Annotated in this window: 12 protein-coding genes; 6 read left to right on the top strand and 6 right to left on the bottom strand. The window is 56.7% G+C overall.

The window, feature by feature from the left end; translation table 11 throughout:
• Positions 1-4 precede the first annotated feature (4 nt).
• Genes recF through dnaA form a run of 3 tightly spaced genes read right to left on the bottom strand, consistent with a single transcriptional unit; the run spans position 5 to position 3785 of the window.
• Positions 5-1108 carry a DNA replication/repair protein RecF gene (gene recF / locus ACCD02_RS01665; RefSeq protein ID WP_413298201.1) on the bottom strand — a complete coding sequence of 368 codons (1104 nt, stop codon included), beginning with the start codon at positions 1106-1108 and terminating at the stop codon, positions 5-7.
• 10 nt (positions 1109-1118) lie between these two features.
• Positions 1119-2222, bottom strand: a complete 1104-nt coding sequence (dnaN, locus tag ACCD02_RS01670; protein WP_413298202.1) for a DNA polymerase III subunit beta — start codon at positions 2220-2222, stop codon at positions 1119-1121.
• Positions 2223-2264: 42 nt separating this feature from the next.
• Positions 2265-3785: a chromosomal replication initiator protein DnaA gene (gene dnaA / locus ACCD02_RS01675; RefSeq protein ID WP_413298203.1), complete on the bottom strand. Its 1521-nt coding sequence runs from the start codon at positions 3783-3785 to the stop codon at positions 2265-2267.
• Positions 3786-4374: 589 nt separating this feature from the next.
• Between dnaA and rpmH the strand changes: the two genes are divergently transcribed.
• The 5 genes from rpmH to mnmE all read left to right on the top strand — a co-directional run bounded on the left by rpmH (position 4375) and on the right by mnmE (position 8302).
• Positions 4375-4509: a 50S ribosomal protein L34 gene (gene rpmH / locus ACCD02_RS01680; RefSeq protein WP_002551315.1), complete on the top strand. Its 135-nt coding sequence runs from the start codon at positions 4375-4377 to the stop codon at positions 4507-4509.
• A 16-nt stretch (positions 4510-4525) separates the two neighbouring features.
• Positions 4526-4927, top strand: coding sequence for a ribonuclease P protein component (rnpA, locus tag ACCD02_RS01685; RefSeq protein ID WP_413298204.1), 402 nt, complete (start codon positions 4526-4528; stop codon positions 4925-4927).
• Positions 4920-5168, top strand: a complete 249-nt coding sequence (yidD, locus tag ACCD02_RS01690) for a membrane protein insertion efficiency factor YidD (protein WP_259101028.1) — start codon at positions 4920-4922, stop codon at positions 5166-5168. Before rnpA ends, yidD begins: the two co-directional genes overlap by 8 nt.
• A 2-nt stretch (positions 5169-5170) precedes the next feature.
• Positions 5171-6853 (top strand): membrane protein insertase YidC, encoded by a 1683-nt coding sequence (gene yidC / locus ACCD02_RS01695; protein ID WP_413298205.1) that lies wholly within the window; start codon positions 5171-5173, stop codon positions 6851-6853.
• A 78-nt stretch (positions 6854-6931) separates the two neighbouring features.
• Positions 6932-8302, top strand: coding sequence for a tRNA uridine-5-carboxymethylaminomethyl(34) synthesis GTPase MnmE (gene mnmE, locus ACCD02_RS01700; protein WP_413298206.1), 1371 nt, complete (start codon positions 6932-6934; stop codon positions 8300-8302).
• Positions 8303-8351: 49 nt separating this feature from the next.
• Here mnmE and ACCD02_RS01705 read toward each other — a convergent pair whose 3' ends face one another.
• From ACCD02_RS01705 to ACCD02_RS01715, 3 genes are all read right to left on the bottom strand, one after another.
• Positions 8352-10805, bottom strand: coding sequence for a TonB-dependent siderophore receptor (locus ACCD02_RS01705; RefSeq protein WP_413298207.1), 2454 nt, complete (start codon positions 10803-10805; stop codon positions 8352-8354).
• 100 nt (positions 10806-10905) lie between these two features.
• The gene (locus tag ACCD02_RS01710) at positions 10906-11853 is read right to left on the bottom strand and encodes a FecR domain-containing protein (protein ID WP_413298208.1); all 948 of its coding nucleotides are present in this window, start codon (positions 11851-11853) and stop codon (positions 10906-10908) included.
• On the bottom strand, positions 11853-12359 hold the full coding sequence (locus ACCD02_RS01715; protein ID WP_413298209.1) for a sigma-70 family RNA polymerase sigma factor: 507 nt from the start codon (positions 12357-12359) through the stop codon (positions 11853-11855). The genes ACCD02_RS01710 and ACCD02_RS01715 overlap by 1 nt, the downstream gene beginning before the upstream one ends.
• 554 nt (positions 12360-12913) lie before the next feature.
• Here ACCD02_RS01715 and mnmG point away from each other — a divergent pair.
• Positions 12914-14806: a tRNA uridine-5-carboxymethylaminomethyl(34) synthesis enzyme MnmG gene (gene mnmG, locus ACCD02_RS01720; RefSeq protein WP_413298210.1), complete on the top strand. Its 1893-nt coding sequence runs from the start codon at positions 12914-12916 to the stop codon at positions 14804-14806.

A 14806-nucleotide genomic window follows, 5' to 3' on the forward strand; every position in this document is an offset into this window, starting at 1 on the left:
GCAATCACTCCCGATGATCGTGGGTCTGGGTGATACGGCCTTGTTCCACGTGGAACAAAGCGACTGGCGTTTCCGTTTGCCAGCCTTCCCTCAATAATTCGTGGTCTACACAGGTGATAAATACCTGGCAGCGTAATTCTTCAAGCAAGCGACAAAGTGCACGCCGGTGATGCTCGTCGAGTTCAGACGGCAAGTCGTCCACCAGATAGATACATTGGCCACGGCGAGCCTGGCTGACCAAATGACCTTGAGCAATGCGCAGGGCGCAGACCACCAGTTTCTGTTGGCCGCGAGATAGGATATCTGCCGCATTGTGCGCACCCAGTCTAAGGCGCAGGTCAGCGCGTTGGGGTCCGGCCTGGGTATGGCCCATCTGCTGATCTCTGAGGAGGGATGAAGTGAGCACCGTGCTCAATTCCTTTTCCTTATCCCAGCCTCGGTAATAGCTCAGGGTCAGCCCTTCAAGCTCAACCAACTCGCTCAACGTGTGTTCAAAGACAGGCTTTAGAGCCTTGATGTACGAGCGGCGAAATTCATCAATTTCGTCGCTAGCCAGACATAACTCCCGGTCCCATGCCGCTTGCGAAGCGACGTCAAGTGTACCACGCCGCAACCACGAGTTCCGCTGCCTCAGTGCCTTCTGCAGGCGCTGCCAGGTCGACATAAAACGAGGTTCCACGTGGAACACTCCCCAATCGAGAAACTGGCGACGGATCTTCGGAGCGCCCTCCAGCAAGCGAAAACTATCCGGATTGATCAATTGCAGCGGCAGCGTTTCAGCAAGCTGTGCTGCGCTGCGAGCATTCTGTCCGTCTATGCGAATCTGGAACTCGCCGTGGCGATCACGGGAAATCCCCAAATTGCTATGACTACCCTCGGGCAAATCCACCTGCCCAAACACCGTGCAGGACGGTTGCTCATACTGGATGACCGGCAGCAGACGAGTGCTACGAAACGAGCGGGCAAGGCCCAACAAATGGATAGCCTCCAGCACGCTGGTTTTTCCGCTGCCGTTGGCGCCGTGAAGAATGTTGATACGGGGGGAGGGGGAGAAGGTCACCGGGTGCAGATTGCGCACCCCGGTGACCGAGATGCGGCTAAGAGACATCCAGGTTCCGTTACAGGCGCATTGGCATGACGACGTAAGCGGAGTCATCGTTGTCCGATTCCTGCACCAGCGCACTGCTGTTGGAGTCGGACAAAATCAAACGAACCTGCTCGGTAGTCATGACGCCCAATACGTCGAGCAGATAGCTGACGTTGAAGCCAATCTCCAGAGCGCCGCCGTTGTAATCGACGCTGATCTCTTCCTCGGCCTCTTCCTGCTCCGGGTTGTTAGCCTGGATTTTCAACTGACCATTAGCCAATTGCAGGCGAATACCGCGGTACTTTTCGTTGGACAGAATCGCTGTGCGACTGAACGCTTCGCGCAACGCCTGACGATCGCCGAGCACCAGCTTGTCGCCGCCTTTGGGCAGCACGCGCTCGTAATCCGGGAACTTGCCATCGACCAGCTTGGAGGTGAAAGTGAACTCACCCGTGGTAGCGCGGATGTGGTTCTGCCCCAGCACGATGCTTACCATGCCGTCCTGCTCGGTAAGCAGTCGGGCCATTTCCAGGATGCCTTTACGCGGCACGATAACCTGATGGCGGTCAGCCTGTTCGATATCGGCGGTCATCGAGCACATGGCCAGACGGTGACCGTCGGTGGCCACAGCGCGCAATATGCCGGAACTGACTTCCAGCAGCATGCCGTTGAGGTAGTAGCGAACATCCTGCTGAGCCATGGCAAAACTGGTGCGCTCGATCAAACGACGCAGCTTGCTTTGCACCAGACTGAACGTCAGCGAGCCCGGGCCTTCTTCAACGGTCGGGAAATCATTGGCCGGCAGGGTAGAAAGCGTGAAGCGGCTACGACCGGCCTTGACCACCAACTTGGCGTCATCGACCTTGATGTCGATAAGCGCGTCGTTTGGCAGGCTTTTGCAGATGTCCATCAGCTTGCGCGCAGGGACGGTGATTTCCCCTGGTTCTGCCGGTTCTTCCAATTGGACGCGGCCAACCAGTTCGACTTCAAGGTCAGTACCTGTCAGTGACAGCTGCTGACCCTCTACAACCAGGAGCACGTTGGAGAGTACCGGCAAGGTCTGACGGCGTTCGACCACGCCGGCGACCAGTTGCAGGGGTTTCAACAGGGCTTCGCGTTGAATGGTGAAATGCATGGTCTAGTCCCTTGCCTTAATAAGCTGCGTTGAAGTCATTACTCAGGTTGTCAGTGTACGCAGCAGGTTCTTGTAGTCCTCGCGAATATCCGCGTCGGATTCCTTCAATTCATTGATCTTGCGGCACGCATGCAGGACCGTCGTGTGGTCGCGACCACCAAACACATCACCAATTTCCGGCAGGCTATGGTTGGTCAGTTCCTTGGACAGAGCCATTGCCACCTGACGTGGCCGCGCGACAGATCTCGAACGACGCTTGGACAACAGATCGGAGATCTTGATCTTGTAGTACTCGGCCACAGTGCGCTGAATGTTATCCACACTGACCAGCTTGTCCTGCAATGCCAACAGATCCTTCAGGGATTCGCGAATCAACTCGATTGTGATCTCGCGGCCCATGAAGTGTGAGTGAGCAATGACTCGCTTGAGTGCACCCTCAAGCTCACGAACGTTGGAACGAATGCGCTGGGCAATGAAGAACGCGGCGTCGTGGGGCAGATCGACTTTCGCCTGGTCTGCTTTCTTCATCAGAATTGCGACACGGGTTTCCAGCTCCGGAGGCTCGACGGCGACGGTCAACCCCCAGCCGAAGCGGGATTTCAAACGCTCTTCCAGGCCTTCGATTTCCTTCGGATAACGGTCGCTGGTCAGAATGACCTGCTGGCCACCTTCGAGCAGCGCGTTGAAGGTGTGGAAGAACTCCTCCTGGGAGCGCTCCTTGCGGGCGAAGAATTGAATGTCATCGATGAGCAGCGCATCGACCGAACGATAGAAGCGTTTGAACTCGTTGATCGCGTTCAACTGCAACGCCTTCACCATGTCCGCCACGAAGCGTTCCGAATGCAGGTACACAACCTTGGCATTCGGGTTCTTCTTCAGCAGGTGGTTACCCACAGCATGCATCAAGTGAGTCTTACCCAGGCCGACACCGCCATAAAGGAAGAGCGGGTTGTAACCATGCTTGGGATTATCGGCAACCTGCCAGGCGGCCGCACGGGCGAGCTGGTTGGACTTACCTTCAACGAAATTCTCGAAGGTAAAGGTGCGGTTCAGATAACTGGTGTGCTTGAGCGCACCTTCGACCTGCACCGTGCGCTGTTCGGCACGCACCGGCGCTTGCTGAGAGCTGGCACCGGCCATCGGGTCGAAACTGTCGCGGGAAGGCTCGTCATTGATCTCGAGCACGCGTCCGGAGTCCACCTGAGGAGCAGGCGAAGTCGCTACGGCAACCGGCGCTGCAACGGGGCTTGACGCAGCCAGAGCCTGGGATGCCGCAGCAGCCAATGGAGCATTGGGTGCGGCACGAGGCGCTGAACTGCGTTTGCTGCCTATTAATAAGGAAAGCGCAGGGGCCATACCTTGACCGTGTTCGCCAAGCAACTCGAGCAGACGGCCAAGGTACTTCTCATTGACCCAATCGAGAACGAAACGATTTGGCGCATAGACACGCAACTCGTCGCCTTCGGCTTCGACCTGTAGCGGACGGATCCAGGTGTTGAATTGCTGGGCAGGCAGCTCATCGCGCAAAAGCTCCACGCACTGCTGCCAAAGTTCCACTGACACGGATAACCCCTAAGTTGAACGCCGGTGAGGCAAAAACAGCCGCCATTGTACTGATCGGCGACCGACTTATCCACATGTAGGTGAGTCTCAGCCGACGAAGAATCAATGATTTATACAAAAAACAGCAAGACGACAGCACCTGGCTAAGCTCTGTGGATAACCACGCGTCAGCTCTTTGCATAAGTAGGGGTCAATCTCTGTGGATAACCGGCCTGTGGATAACTTGACCTTCCATGCACAGGTTTTCCGAGGGTGCGACACAGGCATACCACCGCTTACCGACAACCTTTCTTATCTCTGTACAGCCCGATTAACGGGGCCTGCAGAGGTTTATCCACAGAAAGATTCGACGTAAGAGTAACAAGCTCTAAAGAAAAGCTTTAAATACGTTCCTTTCTTATTTTTATGTTTGTGCGCCGATTCGGGTGATTAAAGGACTGTGGCGTGCTGTCAGCGAAAAACCGGCTTTGCAAGTAAATGAAGGAAACGCTGGTTGGAAATTGACCTAGACGCTTGCTTTCTCTAGAATCCCCGGTCTCTTAAAACGGGGGCCATTCCGGCCCGTTGTAGACGAACCAGGTAACACGCCATGAAACGTACTTTCCAACCCAGCACTATCAAGCGCGCCCGCACCCACGGTTTCCGTGCACGTATGGCCACCAAAAACGGCCGTGCAGTACTGTCGCGTCGTCGCGCCAAAGGCCGTAAGCGTCTGGCAGTTTGATAAATCGGCACAGGAGGTGAGTCAGGACTTCAGTCGGGAAAAGCGTTTGCTGACTCCCCGGCATTTCAAGGCAGTCTTTGACTCCCCTACCGGCAAGGTACCGGGGAAAAATCTCCTGCTCCTTGCGCGCAACAACGACCTTGATCACCCCCGTCTGGGACTGGTGATTGGTAAAAAGAGCGTGAAGCTCTCCGTTCAGCGCAACCGCTTGAAACGCCTGATGCGCGATTCATTTCGCCTGCACCAAGACATGTTGGTTGGGTGGGATATCGTGATCGTCGCGCGCAAAGGCTTGGGTGACATAGAAAACCCAGAATTGATTCAGCATTTCGGCAAGCTCTGGAAACGGCTGGCCCGCAGCCAACCGGTGCCTGAAGTGAAAACCGAACATGCAGGGGTGGACAGTCCCAATGCGTAAACTGGCACTCGTCCCGATCCAGTTTTACCGTTATGCCATTAGCCCGCTGATGGCCAGTCACTGTCGTTTCTACCCCAGTTGCTCCTGCTATGCGTATGAAGCCATCGATAATCATGGCCTTCTGCGCGGCGGCTGGCTGACCCTTCGTCGCTTGGGTCGCTGTCATCCGTGGAATGCCGGTGGTTATGACCCGGTTCCACCTGCTGTTCCCACCTCCCGTTCTTCTTCGATGGCCGAGTAATCATGGATATTAAACGCACGATCCTGATCGTCGCCCTGGCAATCGTGACCTACGTCGGGGTTCTGAAATGGAACCAAGACTACGGCCAGGCTGCCCTGCCGACTCAGAATGCTGCTGCCAGCACTACCGCACCGGGCTTGCCGGATACGGCTGCTGCCAAGAATGCTTCTGTAAGTGCCGATGTTCCCACCGCAGGTGGTGATGCCACCGCTGCGATGGAAGCGCCAGTCGCTGCCAGCAAAGACCTGATCCAGGTCCGCACCGATGTACTGAGCCTGGACATCGATCCAGTCGGCGGTGACGTCGTGCAGCTGCGCCTGCCTCTGTATCCACGTCGCCAGGACCATCCTGATGTGCCTTTCCAGCTGTTCGATAATGGCGGCGAGCGTACATTCCTTGCGCAAAGCGGACTGACTGGCGCCAATGGCCCGGATGCTCGTCCAGCCGGTCGTCCGGTTTACTCGACTGCGCAGAAGTCCTATCAACTGGCTGATGGCCAGAACGAACTGGTCGTCGACCTGAAGTTCAGCGACAACGGCGTCAACTACATCAAGCGCTTTACTTTCAAGCGCGGCCTGTATGACCTGGTTGTCAGCTACGTCATCGATAACCAGAGTGCCCAGCCGTGGAGTGGCAACCTGTTTGCCCAGCTCAAGCGCGATGCCAGTTCCGATCCGTCGTCGAGCACTGCTACCGGCACCGCCACCTACCTGGGTGCGGCCCTGTGGACAGCTTCCGAGCCCTACAAGAAAGTGTCGATGAAAGATATCGACAAGGGTTCGCTGAAAGAAACCGTACAAGGCGGTTGGGTAGCCTGGTTGCAGCACTATTTCGTGACCGCGTGGATCCCGAACAAGTCTGACAGCAACGCCGTTCAGACTCGTAAAGACAGCCAGGGTAACTACATCATCGGTTTCACCGGCCCAGCTGTAGCAGTTGCGCCAGGTGCCAAGACTGAAGTTAGCGCCACCCTGTACGCCGGCCCGAAAAGCCAGGCAGTGCTCAAAGAGTTGTCCCCAGGCCTGGAGCTGACGGTCGACTACGGCATTCTCTGGTTCATTGCCCAGCCTATTTTCTGGTTGCTGCAACATATCCACAGCATTGTCGGCAACTGGGGCTGGTCGATCATCTTCCTGACCATGCTGATCAAGGGTCTGTTCTTCCCCCTGTCGGCTGCCAGCTACAAGTCGATGGCCCGCATGCGCGCCGTTGCACCAAAATTGGCCGCATTGAAAGAGCAGCACGGCGACGATCGGCAGAAAATGTCGCAGTCGATGATGGAGCTGTACAAGAAAGAGAAGATCAACCCGTTGGGTGGATGCTTGCCGATTCTGGTACAGATGCCGGTGTTCCTGTCGCTTTACTGGGTACTCCTGGAAAGCGTCGAGATGCGTCAGGCTCCATGGTTACTGTGGATAACCGACCTGTCGATCAAGGACCCGTTCTTCATCCTGCCGATCATCATGGGTGCAACCATGTTCATCCAGCAGCGCCTGAACCCTACGCCTCCGGATCCTATGCAGGCCAAGGTGATGAAGCTGATGCCTATCATCTTCACCTTCTTCTTCCTGTGGTTCCCGGCGGGTCTGGTGCTGTATTGGGTTGTGAACAACACTCTGTCGATCACTCAGCAGTGGTACATCACTCGTCGGATAGAAGCAGCTACCAAGAAAGCGGCTGTCTGATCTAACCTGTGAATAAGTTTTACAAGACGCCCCCTAGTGGGGCGTTTTGCTATCTGTCAGTTAGTCAGGAGTCTGGCCATGAACCTTCCTCGCGAAACCATCGCCGCCATTGCCACTGCCCAAGGCCGGGGTGGCGTCGGCATTGTGCGCATATCCGGGCCCCTGGCAAGCAAGGCTGCTGTGGCGATCACAGGTCACGAAACCAGGCCGCGCCATGCTCATTACGGCCCGTTCCGCGACGCAGACAATGAGGTCATCGACGAAGGCATAGCCCTTTATTTCCCGGGGCCGAACTCGTTCACCGGCGAGGATGTGCTGGAACTGCAAGGCCATGGCGGGCCGGTCGTGCTGGATATGCTGCTGCAACGTTGCCTGCAGTTGGGCGCAAGACTGGCCCGGCCTGGTGAATTCAGTGAGCGTGCGTTTCTCAACGATAAACTTGACCTGGCCCAGGCTGAAGCCATTGCCGACCTGATCGAAGCCAGTTCTGCACAGGCTGCCCGCAACGCCCTGCGCTCGTTGCAGGGGGCGTTTTCCCGACGTGTGGATAACCTGGTCGAGAAATTGATTGCCCTGCGTATCTACGTCGAGGCCGCCATTGACTTTCCAGAGGAAGAAATCGATTTCCTCGCCGATGGTCACGTGCTGACGATGCTCGACGCTGTGCGCGAAGAGTTATCCACAGTGCTGCGCGAGGCTGGGCAGGGTGCCTTGCTGCGTGACGGCATGACCGTCGTGATCGCCGGTCGCCCCAATGCCGGTAAATCCAGCCTGCTCAATGCACTCGCAGGTCGCGAAGCGGCCATCGTTACCGAAATCGCCGGCACTACCCGTGATGTACTGCGTGAACATATCCACATCGATGGCATGCCACTGCATATCGTTGATACCGCCGGGCTACGCGACACAGACGATCAGGTGGAAATGATTGGCGTCGAACGGGCACTCAAGGCCATTAACGAAGCAGACCGCATTCTGCTGGTGGTAGACGCCACAGCGCCCGAAGCCTCGGACCCTTTCGCCCTCTGGCCGGAATTTCTCGAAGAACGTCCCGATCCGGCGAAAGTCACGCTGATTCGTAACAAGGCTGACCTCAGTGGTGACCTGATTGAACTGCAAACCAGTGCCGACGGCCACGTCACCCTGAATCTGAGCGCCAAGGCTGGCGGCGACGGCCTGGAATTGCTGCGTAACCACCTGAAAGACTGCATGGGTTATCAACAGACCTCGGAGAGCAGTTTCAGCGCCCGTCGCAGGCATCTGGAAGCTCTGCGCCATGCCAGCGAATCCCTGGAACACGGGCGAGATCAGCTGACGTTGGCAGGAGCGGGGGAGTTGCTGGCCGAAGATTTGCGTCTGGCCCAGCAATCATTGGGGGAAATAACCGGCGCATTCAGCTCTGATGATTTATTGGGGCGGATTTTTTCCAGCTTTTGTATAGGCAAATAGATATCCACAGGCTGGCGTGCCGTTTTTTTACGCCAGCCTGTGGATAGGTTCACCAGTTGTAGGTGACCGAACCCAAAAGCGTCCGGCTGTCGCCCCAATAGCAACGCCCAGCATCGTTACAGCCCGAAACATATTCCTTGTCGAACAGGTTCTTGGCATTCAGATCGACCGACCAGTTTTTGTCGATCCGATAGCCAATGGCCGCGTCCACCAGGGTCACGTCACCCGAATTGAGCTTGCCGTACAGGCTGCTCTGGGTATAGGAGAAGGTGCTGTCGAAGTAACGCACACCACCGCCGACATGGAAGCCGCTGAGCGGACCTTCCAGAAAGCTGTACTTGGCCCATACCGACGCTTGGTTACGCGGTACTCCGGTGATCTGATGGCCTTCGATCAGCGAACCTGCCGCGTCCTTGGTCACTCGCGCATCGGTGTAGGTGTAGGCCGCTGTCAGGTTCAGGTTGCGGGTGATATCGCTGTTCACTTCCAGCTCTACACCTTTTGCCCGACTCTCGCCCACCTGCCGGTAGCTGGCGCTGGCGGAGTCGAAATAGGTATCGTCTTTTTTGCGCAGGTCGTAGAGGGACGCAGTAAATGATGTGTTCCAGCCAATCGGGTCGTACTTGAGGCCCACTTCATACTGAGTGCTGGTGATCGGATCCAGAGGCGAGCCGCCGTTGGAGATCTGTTGCACCGGTACGAACGCCGTCGAGTAGCTGACATAGGGCGTCAGGCCATTATCGAACTGGTACATCAGGCCAGTCTGCCACGTAAATTTGGTATCGCGGCTGTTGATATTTCCGGCTGTGGATATCTTGTTGCGGAAATCGCTCTCGACCCAGTCCTGGCGGCCCCCAAGCAGAAAGATCCACTTGTCGTATTTGCTCTGCAGCTGGGTGTATAGCCCTTCCATCTGCTGACCCAGCAGGGTGTTCTGCACATGGATGGAGGTGACCGGATCACTTTTATACACAGGATTGTAGATATTGATCTGCCCGGCTGAGCCAGCATCCCAATCCTGGCTGAACGACGTGAAATCGTGGCTGGCACCGAACAGCACCGTGTTATCCACAGGCCCCACGGAAAACTTGCCTTCCAGCTGGTTATCCAGCGAATAGACCATGGACTTGTTGAAGCGGTCGTAGGCCGTGACATTCAACTGGGTGCCGAAACCGGCATTGTTCAGGTTGCCTGGCCAGGTCTCATGACGCGTGATACGGGACTGCATGTAGCGCGAGTTCTGCCGGAACTGCCAGTCGTCGTTGAAGCTGTGGATAAATTCATAGCCAACGCTCCAGGTTTCCCGTTCGAAGGTGTTCCAGTCCGGCACACCGAGCATGGTGTCCTTGTCCAGCTTGCCATTGGGATTGTGCAGCAGGGTGCCGGCCGCAGGCAGACCCAGCTCCATATTGGTGTGATCCTTCTGGTAGTTGGCCAGCAGGGTCAGGCTATTGTAGTCATCGAAGTTCAGGGTCAGGGACGGAGCGACGTACATCCGGTCATCAGGCACATGATCGACCTGGGTATCGGATTTGCGCCCCAACATGACCAGGCGCCCCTGGATATTGCCGCTGTCGTTAAGCGGCCCGGACACGTCGACACCCAACTGGCGCCGATTGTTTGAACCATAGCTGAGCTGGATCTCCCCCTGTGGCGTACTGGTAGGGCGCTTGCTGACCAAATTGACCAGGCCACCCGGTGCATTCTCGCCATAGAGGATCGAGGACGGACCTCGGAAGATTTCGATACGCTCCAGGCCATAGGGCTCGGTGGTAGTGTCATAACGATTGCCCTGCACGCGCAGGCCGTCACGCATCAGGCCGTAGCCGTAATCGGTGGCGTTGAAACCGCGAATGAAGAACAGGTCGCCCGCCAGGCTGTCGCCGGCTGCGAAGGGTGGGGCGAAGATACCAGGCACATAGCCCAGGGCATCGGTAAGGCTCTGTGACTTCTGATCCTTGATGCGCTGTTCAGTGACCACCGATACCGAGCGCGGAGTCTCAGACAGCGCCGTGCTGGTCTTGGTCCCTGCGCGACTTTTTTCTGCCTTGTAGCCACGGTTATCCGAATTATCCCCAGTGTCGCCAGCCAGCTGACGGCTGTTGATAAGTGTCGGGTCCAGCACCACCGAACCATTCTGCGGCACCGCCTGCAAAGTATAGGAACCGGGCGCCTGGGTCGCCGCCTGCAATCCGGAACCGCGCAGCAGGAGAATAAACCCCTGCTCGACCGAATAGTTACCCACAAGGCCCGGGCTCGTGCGGTTTGCGGTCTGGCCCGGCGAGAACGAAAGAATCACATTTGACGCCGAAGCGAACTGGCTCAGGACGCTGTCAAGCGGACCGGCGGCGATAGAGTAGTTATGCACAACCGTATCGGCCGCAGCATGAGGAGAGACCAGCGCGGCGCTGATAGCGCTGCTCAGCATCAGGCTGCAAGCGAGGTAGTGTCGGGAAACGTGCTGTCGAGCAGGTGTCGGGATCTGTGGAAAGCGCATTGTCATGTCGGCCCTGAAGGTAACTAATACACGCGTGAGTCGCGATTACCTCAAGGGCCGAACCACGTCGAAAAAAGATCGCACCTGTGAATAAAATTTTTTTCGATCAACCTCTGTACTTGATGGACACCCAGTAACGGGTGAAATAATTCACCTGGATGGGCAGCGAGGTCTGCAGGTTGGCGAGTACGGCATCGATGGCGTCCAGACGAAATGCACCGGAGACCCGCAGGCGCGCCGCACGTTCATCGCACTGCATGGCGCCCGAGCGGTAGCGGGACAACTCATCGATGACATCACCCAGTCGCGCATCCAGGACAATCAATTGCCCGTCGATCCAGGCCGTCTCCGCTGGTCGACAAACGCGGCTGGGGCCGAGTCTATAACTATCAAAGTCAGCGCTTTCTCCCGCCTTGAGCAAACCATCTTGGCCAGTGCCAGCCTTGGGCAGAACCCGAACCTGATCCTCGAGAACACCGACATGGGTGCTATGGGACAGCTGACGCACCGAAAAACTGGTACCCAGGGCCTGGACCCGGCCCTGACGGGTTTCCACGAAGAATGGGCGGGTGTCGCCGCGTTTGCCTGTGCGAATGAAAATTTCCCCGGCACGCAGGTGAATCAGGCGCTGACGCTCATCGAAAACTACATCCACAGCCGTATCGGTGTTGAGTTCCAGGCGAGTGCCATCGGCCAGATCCAGGCGTTTACGCTCTCCGACCCAGGTACGGTGGTCCGCCCAGACATTACCCAGGGAGGTCTGCTCCTGCAGCGCCCAGCCAACGCCGCCGACGCCGGCCAGAATCAGCAGCATTCGCAGCACCTGGCGGCGCTGTTGAGTGTCGGATAACGCACGTCGGGTCAGATCCCGGGGCAGGGCGCCAAGATTGTGTTGCAGTTGTTCCATGTGTTGCCAGGCGGCCTGATGCGCCGGGTCACTCTCCAGCCAGCGTTGCCAGGCCTGATGCTGTGCAGGTGTCGGTGGCTCGCTCTGGAACTGTACGTACCAATTGGCGGCGGCAGTGAAGGTCTTGCGATCCGGTGTGGTCGCCATTACAGGCCGGCCATGATCAGGGAGCATTCAGTAAAGGCGCGGACCATATGTTTTTTCACAGTGGTCAGCGACAGGCTCAGCTCGTTCGCGATCTGTTGATAACTCAGGCCGTCGACCTGAGACAGAAGGAATATCTTCTGCGCGCGGGCGCCCAGGCCCGCCAGTGCTTTATCCACAGCGACCAGGGTTTCAATGACCACAGCCTTGTCTTCCTCACTGATTTCAGTGATTTCAGGACGCGCCGCCAGGGTTTCCAGATAAGCCACTTCGATGGCACGGCGCCGATAGCGATCGATCACCAGACCACGGGCAATGGTCGTCAGGTAATCGCGGGGCTCACGAATCTGAATGGCGTTGCGCGAAACCAGGATACGCACAAAGGTGTCGTGGGCGACATCAGCTGCATCGCAGGCGTTATGCAGCTTGCCCTTGAGCCAGCCGTTCAGCCATGAGTGGTGTTGCTCATAGATGCGCTGGACAGCATATGTGTGCGAAAGAGAGGACATAGACGTGAAAATACACAAATGATAATGGCTATTATTAGCTTTTGTTTAAGCATCTAACAATAGCCTTTCGCCTGCCTGCGCAGCTTCTCGACGTACGTTGGAAACTTCACGTTATTCAGAAAAACCCGAATTGCCATTTTTTCGACGTACGGCAGTCCATTTCTGCAGGTTAAGCCCTGTGAATAACCCCGCTTCAGCTCGGTTGATAACCGGGCCTTTTGCCTGAGGATAACCTGCCCTGTGGACAAATCAGCATTTAATCCACAGGCTTAAAGCGGTTATCCAGAACGCTGACTGGCACCTGACCACAGAGTTTAAAATCTCTGTACACATTGAAAAACATGGCCTGTAGAGATCTATCCACAGAAACCCTGCTCAGTATAAATAAGCTTTAAAATAAGGTTTTATAAAACTTCTCTCTTTTTTATTTTCTTTATTCGCGAGTTTTCCACAGCTGGTTAAATTTTGTCCAAGAGGTTTCATTCAAGGAGGGGAAGTCCCTATACTTGTCACCTTTCCCAATATTCCTATCTAGAACAGGCACGAGGTGCGTGGTGGATTTCCCTTCCCGTTTTGAAGTGATCGTCATCGGTGGCGGTCATGCCGGTACCGAGGCAGCACTGGCGTCTGCACGCATGGGTGCAAAAACCCTGCTGTTGACGCACAACGTGGAAACCCTCGGGCAAATGAGCTGCAACCCTGCCATCGGCGGGATTGGTAAAAGCCATCTGGTCAAAGAGATCGATGCCCTTGGCGGCGCAATGGCTACGGCCACTGACCTGGGCGGCATTCAGTTCCGTGTGTTGAACAGTCGCAAAGGCCCGGCCGTGCGAGCTACCCGGGCACAGGCCGATCGCGTGCTGTACAAGGCGGCAATTCGCGAAATCATCGAGAACCAGCCCAACCTGTGGATATTCCAGCAGGCTTGCGATGACCTGATTGTCGAGCAGGATCAAGTCCGTGGTGTCGTTACCCAGATGGGTCTGCGAATCATGGCCGACTCTGTGGTGCTGACGACCGGGACCTTCCTCGGTGGACTTATCCACATTGGCATGCAGAACTATTCGGGCGGCCGCGCCGGTGATCCACCGTCGATCGCCCTGGCCCATCGTCTGCGTGAATTGCCGTTGCGCGTCGGTCGCCTGAAAACCGGGACCCCGCCGCGTATCGATGGCCGTTCCGTGGATTTCTCGGTGATGACTGAACAACCTGGGGACACGCCGATCCCGGTGATGTCGTTCCTCGGTTCGAAAGAACAGCATCCGCGTCAGGTCAGTTGCTGGATTACCCACACCAACGCCCGTACCCACGAAATCATCGCGGCCAATCTGGACCGTTCACCGATGTATTCCGGGGTCATCGAGGGCATCGGCCCGCGCTATTGCCCATCCATCGAAGACAAGATTCATCGTTTTGCCGACAAGCAGAGCCATCAGGTGTTCATTGAACCGGAAGGCCTGACGACCCATGAGCTGTATCCGAACGGCATCTCGACGTCTTTGCCGTTTGACGTGCAATTACAGGTGGTGCGCTCGATTGTCGGGATGGAAAACGCTCATATCGTTCGCCCTGGCTATGCCATCGAGTACGATTATTTCGATCCGCGGGATCTGAAATACAGCCTGGAAACCAAGGTTATCGCGGGTCTGTTCTTCGCTGGACAGATCAATGGCACCACCGGTTACGAAGAAGCCGGCGCCCAGGGTCTATTGGCCGGAGCCAACGCTGCACTGCGTGCCCAGGGCAAGGAAAGCTGGTGTCCGCGTCGCGACGAGGCCTATATCGGGGTATTGGTCGACGACCTGATTACCCTGGGTACGCAAGAACCCTATCGGATGTTCACCTCCCGGGCCGAATACCGCCTGATCCTGCGTGAAGACAACGCGGATCTGCGTCTGACCGAAAAAGGTCGCGAGCTGGGTTTGATCGACGACGCGCGTTGGGCGGCGTTCTGCACCAAGCGCGAAAGCATCGAGCGCGAGGAGCAGCGCCTGAAAAGCACCTGGGTGCGCCCCGGTACCGAACAGGGTGAGGCGATTGCCAGCCATTTCGGTACACCGCTGACCCACGAATACAATCTGCTCAATCTGTTGAGCCGGCCTGAAATCGACTACGCCAGCCTGATTTCCCTGACTGGCGAAGGCGCGAGTGATCCGCAGGTCGCCGAGCAGGTCGAAATCAAGACCAAATACGCCGGTTACATCGATCGTCAACAGGACGAAATTGCCCGCCTGCGCGCCAGTGAAGACACTCGCCTGCCCGAAGACATCGACTACACGACCATTTCCGGTCTGTCGAAAGAGATTCAGGGCAAGCTGGGGATAACTCGTCCAGAGACTCTGGGCCAGGCGTCGCGCATTCCGGGTGTCACCCCTGCGGCGATTTCCCTGTTGATGATTCATTTGAAAAAACGCGGCGCGGGCCGTCAATTGGAGCAAAGCGCTTGA

The organism is Pseudomonas sp. Pseusp88, assembly GCF_047303955.1.
GTDB lineage: Bacteria > Pseudomonadota > Gammaproteobacteria > Pseudomonadales > Pseudomonadaceae > Aquipseudomonas.